This is a genomic window from Mesobacillus zeae, assembly GCF_003570705.1.
In the GTDB taxonomy this organism is placed as follows: Bacteria; Bacillota; Bacilli; order Bacillales; family Cytobacillaceae; genus Mesobacillus_C; species Mesobacillus_C zeae.
This window is the reverse complement of sequence record NZ_QWVT01000011.1, coordinates 48668-69404: the sequence shown is the minus strand read 5'-3', so window position 1 is coordinate 69404 and position 20737 is coordinate 48668. Positions and strand designations below refer to the sequence as shown.

Sequence of the window (20737 nt, the reverse complement as noted above, 5' to 3'; positions counted from 1 at the left end):
CTTTAGCATGCTAAAGGGGGTCAGGCACCGTTTTATGCATCAGCGTGCTAAATCAGACCATGATTTTGCACATATCGTTTGTGAATTCAACTGGATCCTGGATTGGCAGGCCTTCTATCAGAAGTGCCTGGCTGTACAGGAGCTTTGTATACAAGCTCAATTTCTCTTTGTCCCCGCCGAAGGCTTCTTTCAATGAGCCGAAGACTTCATGGTTTGTATTGATTTCAAGTACTTTCTCAGCTTTGACATCCTGACTGTTCGGCATTGCCTTCAGAATTTTCTCCATCTCAATCGTGATTTCGCCGTCTGTCGACAGGCACACTGGATGGGACTTAAGTCTCTTCGAAGCACGGACATCCTTCACTTTATCTGCCAAAATCTCTTTCATGGATGCAAAGAGGTCTTTGTATTCACTCTCCGCAGATTCTGCCTCTTCTTTCCCATCGCCATCTTCAATTCCAAGATCGCCACTTGCCACAGACTTGAATTCCTTGTCTTTGTAGCTCATCAGCATCTTGATGGCAAACTCATCGATTTCATCGGTGAAATAAAGAATTTCGAATCCTTTTTCCGCCACTAACTCTGTCTGAGGAAGTTTGTCAATTCTATCAATAGAATCGCCGGATGCATAATAAATATACTTCTGTTCCTCAGGCATCCGTGACACATATTCATCAAGGCTGACAAGCTTCTTCTCTTTGGAAGAATGGAACAGGAGGAGGTCCTGGAGTGCTTCTTTATTTACGCCAAAGTCGCTGTAGACGCCGTATTTCAGCTGCCTTCCGAAAGAATTGTAGAACGTCTCATATTCTTCGCGGTCATCCTTAAGGAGGCTTTGCAGCTCACTTTTAATTTTCTTGCTGATATTTTTGGCAATCAGCTTCAGCTGGCGATCATGCTGTAGAATTTCCCGAGAGATATTCAAAGACAAATCCTCGGAATCGACCATCCCTTTAACAAAGCTGAAGTGATCCGGTAGCAAATCTGCGCATTTCTCCATAATGAGGACACCGTTTGAATAAAGCTCAAGTCCCTTTTCATACTCTTTGGAATAGTAATCAAACGGCATATTCTCAGGGATGAACAGGATCGCATTATACCTGATCGTCCCGTCCACACTGATGTGCACATGTTTGAGCGGCTTGTCGAACCCGTAACGCTTTTCATTGTAGAAGTTCACGTAATCTTCTTCATTGAGCTCGCTTTTGTTCTTCCTCCAAATCGGTACCATGCTGTTGACTGTCTGTTCTTCGCTGAATTCCTCAAACTCACTGTCTGATCCATCCTTTAACCTGCTTGATGTCACTTCCATCTTGATTGGGTAGCGGATAAAGTCAGAGTACTTTTTGATGATCGACTTCAGCCGGTATTCTTCCAGATAATCACCGTACTGCTCTTCTTCTGTATTATCTTTTATTTTTAAAATAATTTCGGTGCCGACAGTTTCTTTCTCACAAGGTGCAATCGTGTACCCATCAGTACCTTCAGACTCCCATCGATATGCTTCCTCGCTGCCTAAGGCCCTGCTGATAACGGTCACCTGGTCGGCAACCATGAATGCTGAATAAAATCCAACACCGAACTGGCCGATAATATCGTGGCCGTTCTTCACTTCATTCTCACTTTTGAAAGCAAGGGATCCGCTTCTGGCAATTGTACCAAGATTAGATTCCAACTCTTCCTTCGTCATTCCGATACCAGTATCAATCAATGTCAGCGTCCTGTTTTCCTTGTCAGGAACCACTTTTATATAGTAGCTGTCTTTATTAAATGTCAAAGAATCATCGGCCAATGCTTTATAGTAAATCTTGTCGATGGCATCACTGGCATTTGAGATTAGCTCCCGCAAAAAGATTTCCTTGTGGGAATAAATCGAATTGACCATCATTTCCATCAGGCGTTTTGATTCAGCCTGAAACTGCTTCTTTTCCATGAAAGATTCTCCCTTTCCCGATATATTTTTTGTAAAAACAATACTTTCATTTTTGTTTTAGCACTCTCAACCCAAGAGTGCCAACCCATACATTTAATACCATAGACTTTGTAGGCGTGTCAATATATCCCTATTATTTTCCCCGCCGGTTGACCTTCTTTTAAATATCAGAATAACAGTTAACGATTCACATACTTTTTAGGTATAATTATTCCGTATGCTTAAAAGGGCTTACAGAACGATAATCATGTAAAATGATCGTTTCAAAGAACCTGCACGGAGCAGGATTTACAGAAGTAAAAGAAAGTAGGTGCCTGTCATGGAAAACGTACCGATTATTCAGTTTAAGCACGTTACCAAACTATACGACAACGACCCGCCCGTCCTCAAGGATGTGAGCTTTGAGATCGAGCGAGGCAAATTCTATACACTCCTTGGCCCGTCGGGATGCGGAAAGACCACCATCCTGCGGCTTATCGCCGGTTTCACGGAAGCATCGGAAGGCGAGATTCTTTTTAACGGAAATAAAATCAACCACGTGCCCGCCAATAAGCGGCAGGTGAACACCGTATTCCAGGATTACGCCCTTTTCCCACATCTGAATGTGTTCGAAAATGTGGCTTTTGGATTGAGGATCAAAAAAATGAAAGCCCCTGCTATCGAGTCGAAAGTAAAGGAAGCTTTAAACTTTGTCAATCTGCAAGGCTATGAGAACAGGGAGATTCGCGAAATGTCCGGCGGCCAACGCCAGCGGGTCGCGATCGCAAGAGCAATTGTCAACGAGCCGGAAGTCATCCTCCTTGATGAACCCCTGTCGGCACTTGACCTCAAGCTTCGCACAGAGATGCAGTATGAGCTGCGTGAACTGCAGCGCAGGCTGGGCATCACCTTTATCTTTGTTACACATGACCAGGAAGAAGCGCTCGCTATGTCCGATGAAATTTTTGTCCTGAACAAGGGAAAAATTCAGCAAAGCGGCACTCCGATAGACATTTATGATGAACCAATCAACCAATTTGTTGCCGACTTTATTGGCGAATCGAATATTGTTAAAGGGAAAATGATTGAAGATTATCTTGTTGAGTTTGTCGGCCGCCAGTTTGAATGCGTCGACCAGGGACTGGACAAGAATGAACCAGTGGAAATTGTCATCAGGCCAGAGGATCTTGAAATCACCTCGACCGAGCATGGAAAGCTTAAGGTAAAAGTAGACTCCCTCTTGTTCCGTGGCGTCCACTACGAAATCAGCTGCTATGACCAGGATGGCAATGAATGGCTTGTCCATTCAACGAAAAAAGCAGCCGTAGGAACAGAAATCGGTTTGCATTTCGACCCTGAAGCCATACATGTCATGCGCCTTGGCGAAACAGAAGAAGAATTCGACAGGCGGCTTGAAGCATACGCGGATGTGGATAACGATGGAGAATAAGCTTACCCGCTCGCTTTATGCTGTTCCGTATCTGCTTTGGATCATCCTGTTTGTCGTTGCACCGATTCTGCTCGTACTCTACTACTCTTTCTTTAATATTGAGGGCCAGCTGTCACTAAGCAACTACGAGAAATTCTTTACACCTGTTTATTTAAAAATGATTTTCAGTTCGTTCTGGTACGCATTCCTGATTACGGCCATTTCGCTTGCAGTTGCCTATCCAGCAGCTTACCTGCTGACAAAAACGACACATAAGCAGCTGTGGCTGTTGCTGATCATCACACCATCCTGGATCAACCTGCTCCTAAAAGCGTATGCATTCCTTGGCATCTTCGGGACTTATGGAGCAGCAAACAACTTCCTGGAGATGGTCGGAATCGGTTCGAAACAAATTTTGTTTACTGATTTCAGCTTTGTATTTGTCTCTGTTTATATTTTTATACCGTTTATGATTTTGCCGATTTTTAATTCGCTAAACGATTTGAACCCCACTTTGCTTGATGCGGCCAATGATCTCGGCGCATCAAGGTGGACGACATTCCGGCGTGTTATTTTTCCGCTGACAATCGACGGTGTAAAATCCGGCTGCCAGGTCGTCTTCATCCCGGCGCTCTCTCTATTCATGCTGACAAGGCTGATTGCCGGCAACCGGGTCATTACGCTTGGCACAGCCATTGAGCAGCATTTCCTTGTGACAGAGGACTGGGGAATGGGCTCGATGATTTCCGTTTTCCTCATGATTACAATGGTCCTGATCATGATGCTGACAGGCTCACGAAAGCGGGGTGCATAAATTGGATAGAAAATTATCTCCTGTTTCCAAGCTTTATTTGGCGGTCATCTTTTTTATTCTTTATGCGCCAATTCTGTTCTTGATTTTTTATTCTTTTAACAGCGGAGACACAATGTATGACTTCAAAGGCTTCACGCTCGATTGGTATAAAGAGCTGTTCCAGGATACCCGGCTTCTGATCATCGTGCTCAACACAATCGTGGTCGCCTTATTAGCTGCGCTGATCTCTACCATGATCGGAGTTCTGGGCGCACTGGCCATCCATATGGCGAGAAAAAGGAACACTAAAAATGCACTTTTGTCCTTGAATAATGTGCTGATTGTAAGTCCCGATGTCATTATTGGAGCATCGTTTTTGATTCTGTTCACGATGGCCGGCATCAAGCTGGGGTTTTATTCGGTGCTGCTGTCCCATATCGCTTTTTGCATTCCGATTGTCGTCCTAATGGTGCTCCCGAAGCTGTCCGAAATGAGCCCATCCTTGATCGATGCGGCCCGCGATCTTGGTGCAAGCGGCTGGGATGTATTTTCGAAAGTCATCATCCCATACATTTCACCAGGAATTTTTGCCGGCTTTTTTATGGCACTGACATACTCGTTTGATGATTTCGCAGTTACTTTTTTCGTGACAGGCAACGGATTTTCCACGCTTTCCGTTGAAATCTACTCCCTTGCACGCCGTGGAATATCGCTGCATATCAATGCGTTGTCAGCGTTGCTGTTCCTCTTTACGATGCTGCTCGTTGTTGTCTACTACTTCATCTCGAAGCGGAACAAGCCTAACGGAATGGGGGTTGGAAAATGAGCAGGATTTTCCGTTTCTTTATTGCGATCGCCCTTGTATCGGGGGTGCTCCTTTATGCAATTTCCAGCCTGAATTCCGAGCAGGGGTATTCCGGTGAAAATACGCTGACGATCTATAACTGGGGCGACTATATCGACGCAGACCTGATTAACCGTTTTGAAAAAGAAACTGGTATGAAGGTCATTTATGAAACGTTTGACTCTAACGAAGCCATGATGACGAAGATCAAGCAAGGCGGGACCCATTACGATATTGCCATCCCGTCAGAGTATATGATTGATAAAATGCGCAAGGAAAAGCTTCTTGTCCAGCTTGATCACTCGAAACTTCCAAACTTGAAATATATCGACAAACGCTTCATGGATCTGCCTTTCGACCCGAAAAACCATTTTTCCGTTCCCTACTTCTGGGGAACCGTTGGGATTACCTACAATCCAAAAATGCTTAACGGCAAGGAAATTGATAGCTGGTCCGACCTGTGGGATCCTGAATTAAAAAATCAAATCCTCCTTGTGGATGGTGCGCGTGAAGTGATTGGGATGGGATTGAACAGCCTCGGCTATTCCCTGAACGATACGGACAAAGGCCACCTTCTGGAGGCAAAAAATAAACTGGACTCCCTTACTCCGAATGTCAAAGCCATTGTCGGCGATGAAATCCGGTTGCTCCTTGAGAACCAGGAAGCCGCTGTAGGGCTCGTATGGTCAGGAGTTGCTTCGGAAATCATGGCTGAAAACGAGGACTTAGAATATGTCGTGCCAAAAGAGGGCTCCAATTTGTGGTTCGATAATATGGTCATTCCGAAAACAGCTAAGAATGTCGACGGGGCACACCAGTTTATCAACTATATGCTTGATCCGAAGATTGCTGCACAAAACACAGAGTATGTAAGCTACTCCACACCAAACAAAGCAGCGTTACAGTATTTGCCGAAGGAAATGGTAGAGGACGAACGATTCTACCCTTCGTCTGAGCTAACTGAAAAACTCGAAGTATACGAGAATCTCGGAAAAGAGAACCTCGCATATTATAACGAGCTGTTTTTGCAATTTAAAATGCACCGGAAATAGGATGAGGTTGGGCAGGCGCCTATTTTCGGGCGAGAAAAAGGCCTTTTCAGATTGGAGAGCAAGATAGTGGTGATCGTCATTGCCTAGCTAAATTAGCTAGGTAATGGCGATTTTTTTGTTTGGAAGCTATTTTTGAATAAACAGTTCGCTTTTTCGGAGAATGAGGTGTTTTTTTTAAAAGATTGAGGAGAAAAAATACACTTTTTCCCTCTTTATCGGCAATTGGCCTGGCCAAGCAGCATGTATAACCGGTTCCACAATTGTAAATTAAGATGAATATTGCTAGGATATCTAAGGCTGCGGACTTTCTATCTACGGTAATAGCCGTTCTATCTACACGGTTACACCCGTTCTATCTGCTTTTAATGTAATGAATTTGCATTTACTATAGATTGCTGGGCTACAATTAAAAATCGAAGAAACCCTTTCTAGACCTAAACGAAGCACATTGAAATATACGAATTACGTTTCTTGTCCCCCGTGTTAGCACGCGGGATAACGGAAAATAGAAACATAAAAAAGACTATTATTGCGATATTACCCTGCAATAATAGTCTTTTTGAATGTACGGAAAGCTAATTGTTCATTTTAGCGAGGAAGTCTCCAAGCAGTTCATCAAGATCCGCTTCTGGTTCTTCCCCTTCTAGCTCGGACTCTGGTTCTGCACGCTTAGCTGAGGCCCAATCAAAGGCGTCGAGGTCATCGTCAACCCCGCCGGGTTCCACATCAGGCAGAGCTTCTCCAATGTCGTCTGCAGGCTCCATAGCAGCAGGAGGCATTGGCACATCTTCCTGAAGATAGAGCGCCTCATCAATATCGGTCCGATTGCTGTTTAGTGATGCAAGCAGTGATGCGGTACGCACCGGATCGTTAAGAAGCTGATAGACAATGCTGCCAAGCAGCGCTTCCGAGTGTTCATGCTTAATCCAGTCACGCTGCGCCTTGCTTAAACGGTGCGGCAGCGGAATGGTGATACTTTCCCGTTCCCTTGAAAAAGATGTCCCGACTCCCTCAACAACAAACTCTGCAATTTTGCTTGAGAAATTCCGTCTCTCTGTTTCTTTTAATTTCTGCAGCTGCTTGAGCAAATGGTCCGGGATATCGGAAGGGACCCGGAAGGATATGGTTTGGCCTCTTTTGACCTCGCCAGCATTGGTTTTATTCATAGGACCACCTTATTTTAGTTCTTTACTGGCTGCTTGGCCTCTTGCTGCTTCTCTGCTTTTCTGGCGAAATCGCTGATTAACTTATAATAAGCATTGGCCATCATCCAGATGCTCTCTTTTTCATCTTCAAAGAAGTCAATATTATAGCCATCCAGATTGTTATTGAGCGTTTTTAAGTATTCTTTCAAAACGATGGCGCCGCCCCCGACAAAATAGCAAATTTCCGTTTGGGAGTTCTTTTGCCACACATTGCGCAGCAGGCGGTATTCCTTTTTCGCAAGGTCAAGCAGGATACGGTCTGTGATGTCATGGACGCTCGTACGGCTGCCTTTGACCATAATGTGATTCCTGTCGTTTTTCTTCGTAATAATTTCCACGACATCCATGCGGCTATCCAATTCGACGCCATGCTTTGTACGGATTTCTTCCCTGATCGCTTCAAGTGACTCTGATACTCCAAGGTTAAAACCCTGAGCTTTGTCATCATCCACGTTACGATTCTTGATGACCGCGATATCTGTCGATAGGCCACCGATATCTTGAATCAGGATACGCTTATCGATCAGTTCTTTATTGATGATTTTCAGGTCGTTATCCATAACAAGGTTAATATAAGCAGCAAACCCTTCAGGATAGACTTTCACTTCATTGAATTTAATGTTTACTTTAATGCCCTGGTACTTAGGCGTGACAAGGAATTCAACCTGGTGGACATTGCCGACTAATCTGGAACGGTAGCCGGCATCCTTTCCTTCCTTCACTTCACGGAGAGGAAGGCCTGTTCCCAATGTGTAATTAGCATCAATGACATTTTTAGTCTGATTGAAAGTGTTTTTATTTTCAGCCCTTGCAGCGTCGAGTGCCAGTGTGGCAAAAAGCATGATGAGCGTTTGATCTTCTTCCGATTTGCTGCTACCCGGGTCTAACTCTGTCGCATTTTGGCTCTTCGTTGCCAAATGGCCGATCCTGTAAATAGCATTGTTTTCTTTAAGAGCAGGAGAGTGGACCTTAATATGGATTCCTTCAAGCGGGTTCTTTTCGTCAAGCTCCTCAATCCCGATAACCGGACGGTCTTCTGTATCCCTGGCGATGATGTTAGGGATATTCAGCTCATAATCCATTTTTCCAAAAATCGCTTTAATCGAATCATTTCCTACGTCAATAGCTGCAATTCTTGATTTAGTCATTCGTCAATCCCCTTTATAGATAAAATAAAATTGGCTATGTATGTTTCGCGCATGCCTTATTACCAAGGTTAAAGGTAACAGACTGTTTTCACAATGGCATTTGGAAAAAAGATACACAAACGTAAACCTGTAAACAATCCGTAAACTTCACAGGTTTTTGTATACATCATTGCACACAACTCAAGCAATCTTGTATACATCCCGTCATATCAACATGTGTACACAATTGTATACATGTAAACCATATTGCATACATTATGTTTACATTTTGTATGCGTGTGTACATTTTGTGTATACAATACTATTGAGTATCATTTTATCGCAATTCGTTCATGCGTCTCTCCCGCTTCTCCCCTCCCCTCTTCCCAGTGCAAGGGCAAAAAGAGGAGGAAAAATGGGAGAAAAGTAATTCGCCAACATAATAGTGAACAGATGCTTTTCAGGGTGAAAGGATTAAGAGATGGAGTATAGAAAAATAAAGAAGAGTTTTTTGTAAAGAGGCGCAGCAGTATAATATTAGAACACTTGTTCTATATTTAATTTTATACCACCTTCCGTCCCTAGTCAATCTAATTCTAAAAACTTTAAAGGAGTATCCGCCTAAACAGCGAATAAGATTAACTACATATAGAGCAATGGAGGTGGATTTTTGAGAAAGGCGATACTGCCCTGGCTGATTTTAGCCATGAGCTTCATTTATATCTTTTTGATCCCAGAAGACCCAATCGCCCTGAAAGTTTCATTTAAATTGATACCGATGGTGCTGATCATCGGATATGCCCTTCTCCAGCTGCCTGAACGCAGGGCAGCGGAGCATTACCTCATCCTTGCAGGATTGTTATGCTCCATGATTGGCGACGCCTTCATCGCGTTCTCCTTCGTAGCAGGTTTGGGAGCATTTCTGGTAGGTCATCTTTTTTATTTAAGCGGCTTTATAAAGATGAGAAAAAGCTCGAACCCACGCCTAGCCGTCATTTTGCTTCTCGCCATCTATTCCTTCCTTATAGGACGCGAGCTCATTGGCTCGCTCCAGGAGAGCGGAGAGGGTGCGCTAATGGTCCCGGTGCTTCTCTATATCCTTGTCATCTCCCTCATGGCCCTGACAGCCTTCATGACAGGCAGCAAATGGGCCATTGCAGGAAGCCTCCTGTTCGTTCTGTCTGACACCATTCTGTCTTGGAACATGTTCGTCAGCCCAGTGCCGTTCTCAGGTGTTTTCATCATGACCACTTATTACACAGCCCAATTCCTCATCGCAACAAGCGTGAGGGCCGACAGTGCAGAATCATAAGCCAAACAAAGCCCCCCATACTGCCAACGAGGCAGTATGGGGGGCTTTGTTATAGCCGATTACATAAAACAGTTGCTGCCGTAGCAGAAGATTCATGATAATCAGAGCTTATACTTTCACTTTTCTAGGATAATAAGTACAGTACGATTCATTCAGTTGCATTGCTTATTGAACTAAGCACCATTTACGCCTCAACAGGATCAGCTATTTATCGGTGTATCAGTCGATTCTGATCGCTCATACTTCATTAATTCGTATAAATATTTTAAATCGATTTTACGATCCCACACAATTTTTGCTTGAAATGATGGTGACAAAAGTTTTGCCAGGTACCAATCCAGGGAGATGCCATATAGTTAAATAAAGCATTATAGTCGTATAAACGAAGCTTGCCCCGAGATAGAAAGAGAGTACTTTGACTCAAATTTAATCCTCGCTCGAAAGATAAAGTAACAGCAAACTAAGAACCGATTAGTGAGAAATACATGGAAATAGCTAAACTTACTCCCTATTATTTGAACAGAATTGTTTTTTTGTCGGAGATTCAAGAACACATGCCCACCCCATATCTAATTAAACAATGTGTATCAAGAAAGAAGAGCCCTACCGAGAAACGGAGTAAGGCTCTATCCTTGAATTAATTAATGATTGATTGGTGTATCTCCTAATTCTTCCCTCTTATAAGTGGTACTCTCGAACAATTCCTTAAGATCAATTTTCCGATCCCATACTGTTCTCGCTTGCTCGTTCATGTGTGGATAAATATACTTATCTACCATGATGTCCACTTGCCAATCATCAATTAGATTATAGGTTGGAATTCTTACTTTCTTTCCATTTCTTGTTTCAAACAAAATCACGTTCATCAGATTAATCGGCCTTCGATAAAAAGACACCTCGTTAATATCCTTAAATTTAACTGATTTGCCTCCGCTTTTTATTTCTCCATATTCCCCCGGAATGATTTTGATCAATACTTTGCCGGGGATAAGGCCAGGGAAATACCAAAGTAATTGATATACAAGAAAAGGGATAAAAATTAAGCTGCTTGCAAGATAATATAAGGAATAGTTTGACTCAAACCTTATGCCTTCTCGCAACACAAAAAGCATGCCTAAAAAGCCCCCTGGATAGGCTATCATTAATACAGAATAAAGCAGCTTTGACCCTTTAATTTGTATAATATTATTTTTTTTTCGGAGATTTAAGAACACTTGCCCACCCCATATCTAATTAAACCAGGAATGTAGTATATCAAGGAAAGAAGAGCCTTACCGAGAAACGGAGTAAGGCTCTTCTTTCCTTGAATTAATTAATGATTGATTGGTGTATCTCCTGATTCTTCCCTCTTATAAGTGGTACTCTCGAACAATTCCTTAAGATCAATTTTCCGATCCCATACTTTTCTCGCTTGCTCGTTCATGTGTGGATAAATATACTTATCTACCATGATGTCCACTTGCCAATCCGCAATTAAATTATAGGTTGGAATTCTTACTTTCTTTCCATCCCTTGTTTCAAGCAAAATCACGTTCATCAGGTTAATCGGCCTTCGATAAAAAGATACCTCGTTAATATCCTTAAATTTAACCGATTTGCCTCCGCTTTTTATTTCTCCATTTTCCCCGGGTATGATTTTGATCAATACTTTGCCGGGGATAAATCCTGAAAGGTGCCATAAGGCTAAATAAAGCATAAACGGAGTGAAAATAATACTTACTCCAAGATAATAAAAAGAATAATGTGACTCGAATTTTATCCCTGTTCGAAAAAGAAAGAACAAACCAACTAAAGAACCCAGTAACGCTAGCGATACATGGACATAAAGAAGCTTACTCCCTTTTACTTGAATAGAATCATTTTTTTGTCGGAGATTTAATAACACTTGCCCACCCCATATCTAATTAAACCAGGAATGTATATCAAGAAAAGAAGAGCCTTACCGAATTAATGAGATAAGGCTCCTGCATTGGATTAATGATGAATTGTTGTATCTTCTGTCTCAGGACGCTTGTAACTTGTTCTTTTATATAATATGTCTAAATCAATTTGCCTGTCCCATACAATTTTCGCCTGCTCATTCATATACGGAAAGATGAATTGGTCGACCATTATAGAAAAGGCGGCATCACTTAGCAGGCTATATGTTGGAATCCTCACTTTTTTACCATCTATTGTCTCAATCATGATCATATTCATCAAATTAATAGATCTTCGGTAAAAGAACATTTCCTTAATGTCTTTAATCCGAACAGACTTTCTCCCACCCTTTATCTGGCCATTTTCACCAGGGATGATCGTCACCAATACTTTGCCTGGAATAAAAGCAGGAAAATACCATAACATACCGTATACAAGGATTGGAATAAAGACCATACTACTGGCTAGATAGTAAAGAGAGTAGTTAGATTCAAATCTTATTCCTTCCCTTAACACAAATAACATTCCTATAAAAGACACAGGAATAGCCACCATCATTTGTGTATAAGAGAATTTAGAACCCTTCACTTGCACTAGATTGCCGCTTCCTTTTTTAAGATTTAAAAACAATTTCATTCATCCTCTACAACTTAGTTTATTAGTAAGGAACTTTTATTCAGTTAAGGATTAAACAAAGCCTTTGGTGATTTGAAAATCCCCTTTATTCCGTCATTTATTAGATCAGTACCTTTAGACACAGCATCGGCAACTTTTCCAACTTTCTTTAAACCGCCTTTTATTGTTTCTAAAGTTTTGTGTATCGGCTCTTTGGCTTTAAGAGCGAGTTTTTCAGCAAAACCAGCAGTCAGCTTTGCTGCTTGTTCTCCAATAAAACCTCCAATAGTCGAACCGACTCCAGCTGCTATAACTGTTCCAACAGGTCCCAAAAAGCTTCCAGCTACTCCGCCAATTACTCCTCCAATGATAGCACCTGTTGAAACTGCAGCTGTCTTGTTGAGGGCGTTCCCAACAGCCTTGGCATTTTCGCGTTTCAAGATTTCCGGTTGCCTGCTATACTTGGAGTAGTTTTGAGATATCTTTAATCCCATTCCGCCCATTTCCACTGCAAATGTCGTACCCACTGTAAAAACAGCATTGACTCTGCCGAACTTTGCTGCCGATTTTATTACAGAGCCAAAATTTGCAGACTTAAGGCCCCCCAAATTTATCGCGTCATCAAATGTCTGAGTCGCATTTACTAAATCCAGCACGTCATTAGGAAGGTATCTCGCAAATTTTTTGTGTACCAAATCTTCTAGGGGAGTATTTACAAACTTCTTTCTTAAGTTAAATACACTAAGACGACCCCTCACAAAGTTCCTAGCCTTGGAATTATCGACTATATCAGATAAGTAGGATAACAGTCCGGCGTGCTTAAAAGTATAAGCACCGTTGCTGTCTTTAATGAATTGGGTCGCCCCCATTGCGTAATAGAGCCCCTGGCGGCCTGCAGTTGCGCCCATTGCTGTCATGGTGCCATATTTATCATACAGATTGTAGAGCTTCGCGACGTAGTTATCAGCCTCGTCGAATTTGTCGGCTGTTTGCCGCACTTTTATCTCCATCTCGTTCAATCCTTCTACCAGCCTACCCCCTGTATTCCATGGGTCGCCGACATTGTTGAAACAGTGTCTGTACTCTGCAGGGGCATTCAGTACCAGTAGGGCAAGCCTCTTGTGCAAATCCTTGTAATTATCTTGAATGGCCGAAATGCCCCCAACCATGCTGTCAGCGAGCCCCTGCAGCCTGTCCGGATCTACCGCAATCTTATTTCCCATCGTTCATCCCCGCTTTCTCTCGCTCTTCATTTAAAAAATAAAGCTGATAATCTCCTTAACTGCATAGGCTGATAAAAAAATCCATAACACGAAGGAGAAACAGCCTTGAAAGCAGCCATCCAAACATCCTTCCAGGCAGCCTTCCTTTTGTTCCTTTTCTGGGGCTACGATTCTTGAATCCGTATGGTCCCATCTGTTGCTTTCAAAAATCTTTTCTGGTTTATGGCTATCAAATCGCACCTTTTATCCTCCCTGTCCCTACACGGAGTAGAAATCACGGCTTGCACCGTAGGTCAGGCTGCGCAGCCTTTCCTGTTCCTTCTGTCTTTCGATTTCCTCCCTGACACGGTCGATTTCGCCAGCCGCTGCCAAAAGTTCGTTCGAGATATCATTCAGGTCCGTGATATGGTGGTGGAACAGGACCTCCACTTCATTGACTAGCGCATCGAATTCATCACGCGCTTTCCCTGACCAGTCGTTTGCATAGTTCTGAATATCGCTCAGCAGTTTGCGCTGTTTCTCATACGCATCCATTGTCGCCTCGGCGAAAGCTCTAGATAGTTCCCTTGTTTCCGTCGACTCCACAATCATGCACCCCTCAATTGTTAATCTATTCACATAGTATTAATTTCCAATTTAACCAATTATATAATACTATTTCCATTGAAGGCTCGCCATAAGTCTCTGTTCCTATCTTCCCGGTTTGCCACCAACCATTTTCCTAGATTCAAGACGACAAAGTATCAGCTTCATCAGGCAATCAGCTTGACTGCAAACGAATACAAGGAGTACCTTAATGTTTGGAAACTTTTTTTTACCGTCTGCAAGGTTTAGTGCTTCTTGTTTAGAGCCAAATATATATATAATAAGAAACTACATATGCAACAGTGAAACCGGAGGGAAATTAATTGGAAACAAAAAAAGGAGCATTGCCTCTCTTATTTGCCGTCATGTTTCTTGTCATGGTCGGATTTGGAATCATTATCCCTGTCATGCCTTTTTATGCAGAACAACTCGGGGCCTCGCCTACTCAATTAGGCTTACTCATGGCCGTTTATTCATTAATGCAGCTGCTGTTCGCCCCAATGTGGGGCCGGATTTCCGACCGGATTGGCCGAAAGCCTGTCATTATGGTTGGAATCGCAGGGCTTGCCATCTCCTTCTTCCTGATGGCTCTTTCGACTCAGCTTTGGATGCTGTTTGCCGCACGAATCATCGGCGGATTGCTGTCCTCTGCCAACATGCCGACCGTCATGGCGTATGTGGCAGACGTCACCTCTAATGAGGACCGTGGAAAAGGTATGGGCATCATCGGAGCAGCTGTCGGTCTTGGCTTCATATTTGGACCGGCGATTGGCGGCCTTTTCTCTCAAAACAATCTGGCAACACCTTTTTATCTTGCAGGTGCATCTTCCCTGCTCACATTCGTGTTGGTCGCCATTGTTTTAAAAGAGTCACTGTCACCAGAACAGCGGCACACTCATTCAACAGAAAAAACCTCTATGTGGAAAGCATTCAGCGGACCTTTGTCCCTGCTGTTCATCCTTCAATTGTTCGTCACCCTTTCCCTGTCCGGTCTTGAAGCGACATTTGCTTATTTTGCGGCTGAAAGAGCAGGAATGGGCACAGTACAGCTTGGTTATATCTTCATGATCATGGGAGTGGCAGGAGCAATTGTCCAGGGAGGACTTGTCGGCCGCCTTACAAAAAAATGGGGAGAAGGCGCCATCATCCAAGCCGGAATTATCATTTCCGCCATCGGATTTGCCCTCATCCTGCGCGCTGACAGCTTTGCAACATCTGCTGCATTCATGACCATTTTTGGAATCGGAAACGGAATTATCCGCCCGAGTGTTTCCTCTCTGCTGACGAAGAAATCCAAGTCAGGGCATGGCAGCACAACCGGGCTGCTTTCTTCGTTCGACTCGCTTGGCAGGATTGTCGGCCCTCCACTTGGCGGCTGGCTCTTCTCCGTATCCATCGGACTACCATACATTTCAGGAATCATCCTGTCAGCGGTGGCTTTGGTCGTTTACCAAATCTATGCGGTCCAGGCTAGAAAACATCAAAGTACACTTGCAAACTAGGGTTTTGAAGGAGTGCTAAGGAAATGAGAAACCTTGCTTCAATTGAAGAAACCGAAAGTTTTATCCAAACAAACAAACTCAGTTTTATCTATGTACTTTCATCGGGCTGAAGTGTCTGCCACGCACTACTTCCTCAGGTTGAGGAAGTGCTGAAGGAATTCCCACTGATTAAGCTGGGAATTGTGAATGCAGGAGAAGTAACCGAGATTGCCGGCTATTTGATGGCTTTCACAGCACCCGTTCTTGTTCTGTTCGCGGATGGAAAAGAAGTGCTTCGGGAAGCACGTTTCGTCCCAATCGAAAAGCTTAGGAACCAGCTGCACAGAATATATGAAGCAACATATGGAGATTAAAAAAAGCGGCCGTTCTCAAGACTGAGAGCGGCCGCTTTTCTCATGAAGAACAAGGTTTGTTTTTCCATTGAAAAACTTAAATGGGATAGAATTACATCTAACAGGAATATATTGATAGTAATCGGGAATATCTGAACCTTAACAGGGAATAAACGGTTCCTAACCGGGAATAAACCGACCGTAACCGGGAATAAAACTTTTTCGAGTGCTTCTTTTATGCTTGAAACTATGTGCGTAACGGGCTCCACATCGACAAAAGCCTGCCAGCGATACAAAATCCTCCCCTTGCACATTAAGTGAACGAAAAAATGACCTGTTTTGATGCTAAAATGACAGCAAGGCACCCCGTTCGTGTCCAACTGAGTTCACCCTGCAGTAATCTTCTTTAGAAAACTAACATTTTCGCCTGCTAAAGGGCTATGCTGCTCTTTCTCAAATCCATTTCTCCAATAGCTTTGATATAACGCCGTAAATAAGTTATTGTAATGGTACAAATCTCCGCATAAAGGTGTGGTTAACATGCGTATTAATAAATTTATCAGCGAATCCGGAAAAACCTCTAGGCGAGGCGCGGACAGGCTTATAGATGAAGGAAGAGTGACAATTAATGGGAAAGTAGCCAAGGTTGGCAGTCAGGTTGAGCCCGGCGATGATGTACGGGTCAACGGCAATCCTATCCGGATGGCAAGCAACTATGTTTATATTGCTTTGAACAAGCCTGTCGGCATTACGAGCACCACCGAAAAAAACGTCAAAGGAAACATTGTTGATTTAGTCAATCATCCCTTAAGGATTTATAATATCGGCCGCCTTGATAAAGAGTCCGAAGGCTTGATACTGCTCACCAACGATGGTGATATTGTCAATGAAATTTTGCGCGCCGAAAACAAGCATGAAAAAGAATATCTGGTTTCAGTGGATAGGCCTATCACACCAGATTTTGTCGAAAAGATGGAGTCAGGAGTCAAAATCCTAGGAACAAAGACGCTTCCCTGCAAAGTGACGCAACTCTCAAAATATGATTTCAATATAGTTTTGACACAGGGATTAAACCGGCAAATCCGCCGGATGTGTGCCGAACTGGGTTACGAAGTCACAAGGCTGCAGCGTACCAGAATCATGAATATCCATCTCGGAAATCTCCCATACGGCCAGTGGAGGGACCTGTCAAAAAAAGAGCGCAAACAGTTATTCAGCGACCTCGACTATACGCCAAAAGAATGGTAGGTCAAAAAAGAGAGCAAGCGCCTGTTTAGCGACGTACACATCGTGCCGGACGCCGGCAGACGAGAACGCCATTTCCTAATTACATCGCCAACGGATAGGCGATCATATCCGAAAAAAAAGGAGCGAACCACCTTTATGCTGGTTCGCTCCTTTTCATTCTTATTTAAGACCTGCCTCTGCATCTTCCACCATTTTCTTCATGGACTGCATGCCCCCGCCCGACAGATACCAGTGGCCGCCATGATTGAAAAAAGAGCACCGTCGCCGGCACTCTTGAAGAAGGTGATACCCGGATTCAAACCGGGGATAAAGGTTTTGCAGACCTTCTCCTTAATCACTTGGCTATATCACCGTATGGAACTACTGTAACTATATGAACATTTTCGGCTGATTATCCATGAAAAAGAAAGTTCAGAAAAAATACACTTTTCGGACTTGAACTTAAGCTGATATTGTTCGTTTTAGTTGTGCCGGCCACATATTTTTTTGAAAAAGCAGTCTGGCGCCTTCTTTTCTTCGGAATTTGTCTTGTGTAACGCGTTACAGACGAAGCATCCCAAACAAATATTGATTTTCAGCCGGAGTGTAACAGGTTACACAGCACAAAATTCGACCTCAAGAACCCTCGCATAGCAGGATATCTACGATGGGGAACGAAATATCTACGATTAGCCCCAATATATCTACAATAGCTGTACTTCAGTTGAATTTCTGTGAATTCATGGGAAACCTACGAAAGACTCATTAGCCATCGACATTTAAAGGATGGATTGTAAAAAATATTGAAATCCCATGATTAGAGCACCCCTCTTGTTTTCCGTTTTCCGTTTCCCGATTTTTCCCATCAGGACCGCTTTACTTTCCAAAGTATTCGTTTCATTTTCCAACTGGAACTGTGCTCCGGCCTTATTATTCCTTTTTGTGATTTCAATTTCCAACCAGAACCAGGCAACAGCCACACTTCCATTACGAGAAAAACAATGAGCCCCTTCCTTGTTCAAGAAGGGGCTCATTCTCCGATCAATGCAATAGCCGACTGTCTTTTGCCTTTTTGGTAAGTGGAAGCGCCGCGCGGTTGATGAACTTCTTGAGCGCAAGTCCAAGGATCAGGGCAAGACCACCGAATGCCAGCAACGCAATGATATCCCGGTAGGCGATATCCCAGATGATGCCGCCCATCGCCTCCCGTAGCATGCTGATACCATACGTGAATGGCAGGAATGGGTGGATTTCCTGGAAGAACTCCGGTGTGAGCTGGATCGGGAAGGTACCCCCGGATCCACCAATCTGGATGACAAGCATGACGATCGCCATGGCCTTGCCCACGTTACCGAAAACGGAGACAAGCGTGTAGACAATCAGCATGAAGACGGCGCTTTGCAACATCCCGAACAGCACGAACCATGGCTTTTCGGCAACATAGGTGCCGAGCAGGAACATATCCCCTGTCGTGACGAGGATCGACTGCAGGACCGCAAGCGTCAGGAAGGTCAGGAAGCGTCCGAAGTATACTTGATAACTCTTGAACTCCCTACCTGGCTCATGAACTTCCACCGTCAGCATCGAAACAAGCAGAAGGGTGCCGACCCACAACGATAGCGTCGTGTAAAACGGGGACATCGCGGAACCGTAGTTTGGAATCTGATAGTACTGGTGTGACTTCATGACGACAGGTTCAGCGAAGAACTCTGTTTCCTTTGCTGCATTGAGGGTGAGGAGCTCAATCATTTCGTCGAGCGTACCTTCATTCTCTACTTTCTGGATCTCACCCGCCAGAGACTTCAGCTTTGCTTCAAGCGCCGGAAGTTGTTCCTGCACCTCCTGCAGCTTTTCATCGCCGACCGTCAATCCTCTTTCCGCATCCCCCAAAATCTTGCTCACTTCAGGGACCATGTTTTTCGCAGTAGTAAACAGTCCGTTTGCCTTCTCGATATTGCCGTTCACCCTATCAAGCCCGCTTTTGATTGCAGGCAAGATTTCACTGTCGTAGCGGCCGAGTAGGTCACCGAGCGCCCTGTCCGCCTCCCCTGCGGCGGCTGCAAGCCGGTCCAGCAGCTCCTTCGCTGGAACCGAGCCATTTTTCACCGCTTCGCTCACCTGGCTGGCGAGGTTCAGTTCATTCTCCAGGTTCCCTTTGATTTCCTGGAGACTCGCTGTTATCGGGGACGGTTGCTCCAGGCCTTGCAGGGAATCAAGCCCAGAGAAAAATTCAATCATCTTCCCCGAAACATTGTTCGCAACTGTCAGCCTGCTGACAGCCTGGTCCAGGACAGGCTGCACCTCTTCCGGCTTGAAATCGTTTTTCTCGAGCATCTCGGGAAGGTCGCTAACCGTTGCCGCAGCCTGCTGCATGAGCAGGAGATTCTGTTTCACCACTGGACCCATCGACTCGACCGTCTGCGAGCTTTGATCGATGAACGGCTTCAGCTTACCGGCGAAACGCTCGCCATCCCTCGCAATACTGTCCACCGTCCCAAGCCCTTCCTGCGCCTGGTCCACAAGCTCCTGGGACTTGTCTACATCCTCTATTGCCAGGTTCACCGCTTCATTCAGCTTTGGCGACAGCGCATTCAGCCGGTAAATCAAGTCTCTCACCTGGTCGATCGTCGGCCTGTTTTGGACCAATTCATAGCCGGCCTCATTCAACGCTGAAAATATTGCCCCGTTCGCCTCCCTGATGAAGTTTTCATTCACTTCCTCAATGATGCTGCTCGCCCCTTTGGAAGTGATCTTTGGGGAAATGGCGTTGATCTTGTCATTTTCATAATAATCCACTCTAGCCTTTGTCGGGTTTTTCGTCACTACCGAAGCGATATCCTTCGAAAAATCCTCCGGAATGACGATCGCTGCATAATAATCGCCGTGCCGGACACCCTTCTTGGCAGTTTTTTTATCTATGAACTTCCAACCTATCTTGTCATTCTTTTTAAGAGATTTCACAATCTCATTTCCCAAATTGAACCGCTTTTCTTTTATTGTGGCGCCAGTGTCATTATTTGCGACCGCCACCGTCAATCCCCCGGTTTTCCCGTAAGGATCCCAGGATGCCTTGATATTGAACCACGCGTACAGCGACGGCAAAAAAACAAGCCCGCCAATCAGAATCAGCGCAACCCAATTTGTCGCGATATTTTTCATGTCGCGGCCGAAAATCCCAAAAATATGCTTCATTCTAATCTCTCCGAACATAGTTTTTTCTACTTTATCCTGCTTTCAGGCCGCAATTCCTCCCAAAAAAAAACGATATAGGAAAATAATAGACGAGAAGCTCCGTTCCCGTCCATTGATAAGGTGTTTCACTATTCAAGTATGCCCATGAATATTGGACGTTAAGCTCTATCCACAGCGCACCCACATGTCTTCCATGATGTCCGTCTTTGTCGGGACTTCTATATAAAATGAATTACATTTTCACGCAGAGCGTGTCTATGACTTCATCCGCTCTCATGCTGATTTGCTTTATTAATTTCCTGACGTTCAAACGGATTTCCTGAACGTTGGCATAAAAGACATTATTAATGATGGTTTCCTACAACCATTTCCAAAGTCCCTCAATCAGGTTCATTCAGGGTTGTAGGGAGGCAGGAATACCAGTTCGAGCCTGTCTCTTTGCTCTTCAAGAAAGGGTTGGGCCAGTA

The 20737-nt window shown here is 44.1% G+C and carries 19 protein-coding genes, 1 tRNA gene and 2 pseudogenes; 8 read left to right on the top strand and 14 right to left on the bottom strand.

Features of this window, described 5'->3' with window-relative positions; all coding sequences use genetic code 11:
* Positions 1-52: 52 nt before the first annotated feature.
* Positions 53-1933, bottom strand: coding sequence for a molecular chaperone HtpG (gene htpG, locus D1970_RS05820; protein ID WP_119111952.1), 1881 nt, complete (start codon positions 1931-1933; stop codon positions 53-55).
* A gap of 319 nt (positions 1934-2252) precedes the next feature.
* Here htpG and D1970_RS05815 point away from each other — a divergent pair, with 319 nt between their 5' ends.
* The 4 genes from D1970_RS05815 to D1970_RS05800 are packed head-to-tail and all read left to right on the top strand — an operon-like array spanning position 2253 to position 6030.
* Positions 2253-3362 (top strand): ABC transporter ATP-binding protein, encoded by a 1110-nt coding sequence (locus D1970_RS05815; protein ID WP_119111951.1) that lies wholly within the window; start codon positions 2253-2255, stop codon positions 3360-3362.
* Positions 3352-4155: an ABC transporter permease gene (locus D1970_RS05810; protein ID WP_119111950.1), complete on the top strand. Its 804-nt coding sequence runs from the start codon at positions 3352-3354 to the stop codon at positions 4153-4155. Before D1970_RS05815 ends, D1970_RS05810 begins: the two co-directional genes overlap by 11 nt.
* A gap of 1 nt (position 4156) precedes the next feature.
* A complete protein-coding gene (locus D1970_RS05805) occupies positions 4157-4960 on the top strand; it encodes an ABC transporter permease (protein ID WP_119111949.1) in 804 nt (267 codons plus the stop codon).
* Positions 4957-6030 carry an ABC transporter substrate-binding protein gene (locus D1970_RS05800; RefSeq protein ID WP_119111948.1) on the top strand — a complete coding sequence of 358 codons (1074 nt, stop codon included), beginning with the start codon at positions 4957-4959 and terminating at the stop codon, positions 6028-6030. Before D1970_RS05805 ends, D1970_RS05800 begins: the two co-directional genes overlap by 4 nt.
* Before the next feature lie 575 nt (positions 6031-6605).
* Here D1970_RS05800 and D1970_RS05795 read toward each other — a convergent pair.
* Together D1970_RS05795 and D1970_RS05790 are read right to left on the bottom strand one after the other, a co-directional pair.
* Entirely contained in the window at positions 6606-7196 is a 591-nt protein-coding gene (locus D1970_RS05795) for a hypothetical protein (protein ID WP_119111947.1), read from the bottom strand.
* A 14-nt stretch (positions 7197-7210) separates the two neighbouring features.
* The gene (locus tag D1970_RS05790; RefSeq protein ID WP_119111946.1) at positions 7211-8383 is read right to left on the bottom strand and encodes a ParM/StbA family protein; all 1173 of its coding nucleotides are present in this window, start codon (positions 8381-8383) and stop codon (positions 7211-7213) included.
* A gap of 649 nt (positions 8384-9032) precedes the next feature.
* Here D1970_RS05790 and D1970_RS05785 point away from each other — a divergent pair.
* Complete coding sequence (locus D1970_RS05785) at positions 9033-9674, top strand: lysoplasmalogenase (RefSeq protein ID WP_119111945.1); 642 nt, start codon at positions 9033-9035, stop codon at positions 9672-9674.
* 276 nt (positions 9675-9950) lie between these two features.
* Here D1970_RS05785 and D1970_RS23575 read toward each other — a convergent pair.
* The 7 genes and pseudogenes from D1970_RS23575 to D1970_RS05755 all read right to left on the bottom strand — a co-directional run.
* Positions 9951-10067 (bottom strand): annotated as a pseudogene (locus D1970_RS23575) (hypothetical protein); the annotation flags it as partial.
* A 248-nt stretch (positions 10068-10315) separates the two neighbouring features.
* Positions 10316-10888 carry a DUF5381 family protein gene (locus D1970_RS05780; RefSeq protein WP_119111944.1) on the bottom strand — a complete coding sequence of 191 codons (573 nt, stop codon included), beginning with the start codon at positions 10886-10888 and terminating at the stop codon, positions 10316-10318.
* A 98-nt stretch (positions 10889-10986) separates the two neighbouring features.
* On the bottom strand, positions 10987-11559 hold the full coding sequence (locus D1970_RS05775; protein ID WP_119111943.1) for a DUF5381 family protein: 573 nt from the start codon (positions 11557-11559) through the stop codon (positions 10987-10989).
* An 89-nt stretch (positions 11560-11648) separates the two neighbouring features.
* On the bottom strand, positions 11649-12224 hold the full coding sequence (locus D1970_RS05770; RefSeq protein WP_119111942.1) for a DUF5381 family protein: 576 nt from the start codon (positions 12222-12224) through the stop codon (positions 11649-11651).
* A 50-nt stretch (positions 12225-12274) separates the two neighbouring features.
* Positions 12275-13432, bottom strand: a complete 1158-nt coding sequence (locus tag D1970_RS05765; protein WP_119111941.1) for a WXG100 family type VII secretion target — start codon at positions 13430-13432, stop codon at positions 12275-12277.
* A 30-nt stretch (positions 13433-13462) separates the two neighbouring features.
* Positions 13463-13672: a hypothetical protein gene (locus D1970_RS05760; protein WP_119111940.1), complete on the bottom strand. Its 210-nt coding sequence runs from the start codon at positions 13670-13672 to the stop codon at positions 13463-13465.
* An 18-nt stretch (positions 13673-13690) separates the two neighbouring features.
* On the bottom strand, positions 13691-14017 hold the full coding sequence (locus D1970_RS05755; RefSeq protein WP_119111939.1) for a WXG100 family type VII secretion target: 327 nt from the start codon (positions 14015-14017) through the stop codon (positions 13691-13693).
* A 323-nt stretch (positions 14018-14340) separates the two neighbouring features.
* Between D1970_RS05755 and D1970_RS05750 the strand changes: the two genes are divergently transcribed.
* Entirely contained in the window at positions 14341-15519 is a 1179-nt protein-coding gene (locus D1970_RS05750; protein WP_119111938.1) for an MFS transporter, read from the top strand.
* 146 nt (positions 15520-15665) lie between these two features.
* Positions 15666-15872: a YbbN family protein gene (locus D1970_RS23355; RefSeq protein WP_119111937.1), complete on the top strand. Its 207-nt coding sequence runs from the start codon at positions 15666-15668 to the stop codon at positions 15870-15872.
* Here the strand turns inward: D1970_RS23355 and D1970_RS05740 are convergent.
* Positions 15869-16147 carry a hypothetical protein gene (locus D1970_RS05740; protein ID WP_119111936.1) on the bottom strand — a complete coding sequence of 93 codons (279 nt, stop codon included), beginning with the start codon at positions 16145-16147 and terminating at the stop codon, positions 15869-15871. The genes D1970_RS23355 and D1970_RS05740 overlap by 4 nt on opposite strands.
* Before the next feature lie 244 nt (positions 16148-16391).
* Between D1970_RS05740 and rluF the strand changes: the two genes are divergently transcribed.
* Positions 16392-17099 (top strand): 23S rRNA pseudouridine(2604) synthase RluF, encoded by a 708-nt coding sequence (rluF, locus tag D1970_RS05735; protein ID WP_119111935.1) that lies wholly within the window; start codon positions 16392-16394, stop codon positions 17097-17099.
* A 280-nt stretch (positions 17100-17379) separates the two neighbouring features.
* Here rluF and D1970_RS05730 read toward each other — a convergent pair.
* From D1970_RS05730 to D1970_RS22795, 3 genes and pseudogenes are all read right to left on the bottom strand, one after another.
* Positions 17380-17451, bottom strand: a tRNA-Cys gene (locus tag D1970_RS05730).
* A 668-nt stretch (positions 17452-18119) separates the two neighbouring features.
* Positions 18120-20270 (bottom strand): YhgE/Pip domain-containing protein, encoded by a 2151-nt coding sequence (locus tag D1970_RS05720; protein ID WP_119111933.1) that lies wholly within the window; start codon positions 20268-20270, stop codon positions 18120-18122.
* Between the two features lie 232 nt (positions 20271-20502).
* Positions 20503-20735: pseudogene (locus D1970_RS22795) on the bottom strand (transposase); the annotation flags it as partial.
* Positions 20736-20737 lie beyond the last annotated feature (2 nt).

Coding starts and splice junctions, on each gene's coding strand:
- htpG (WP_119111952.1), bottom strand. CDS start 1,933: ATGGAAAAGAAGCAGTTTCAGGCTGAATCAAAACGCCTGATGGAAATG.
- D1970_RS05815 (WP_119111951.1), top strand. CDS start 2,253: ATGGAAAACGTACCGATTATTCAGTTTAAGCACGTTACCAAACTATAC.
- D1970_RS05810 (WP_119111950.1), top strand. CDS start 3,352: ATGGAGAATAAGCTTACCCGCTCGCTTTATGCTGTTCCGTATCTGCTT.
- D1970_RS05800 (WP_119111948.1), top strand. CDS start 4,957: ATGAGCAGGATTTTCCGTTTCTTTATTGCGATCGCCCTTGTATCGGGG.
- D1970_RS05795 (WP_119111947.1), bottom strand. CDS start 7,196: ATGAATAAAACCAATGCTGGCGAGGTCAAAAGAGGCCAAACCATATCC.
- D1970_RS05790 (WP_119111946.1), bottom strand. CDS start 8,383: ATGACTAAATCAAGAATTGCAGCTATTGACGTAGGAAATGATTCGATT.
- D1970_RS05765 (WP_119111941.1), bottom strand. CDS start 13,432: ATGGGAAATAAGATTGCGGTAGATCCGGACAGGCTGCAGGGGCTCGCT.
- rluF (WP_119111935.1), top strand. CDS start 16,392: ATGCGTATTAATAAATTTATCAGCGAATCCGGAAAAACCTCTAGGCGA.
- D1970_RS05720 (WP_119111933.1), bottom strand. CDS start 20,270: ATGAAGCATATTTTTGGGATTTTCGGCCGCGACATGAAAAATATCGCG.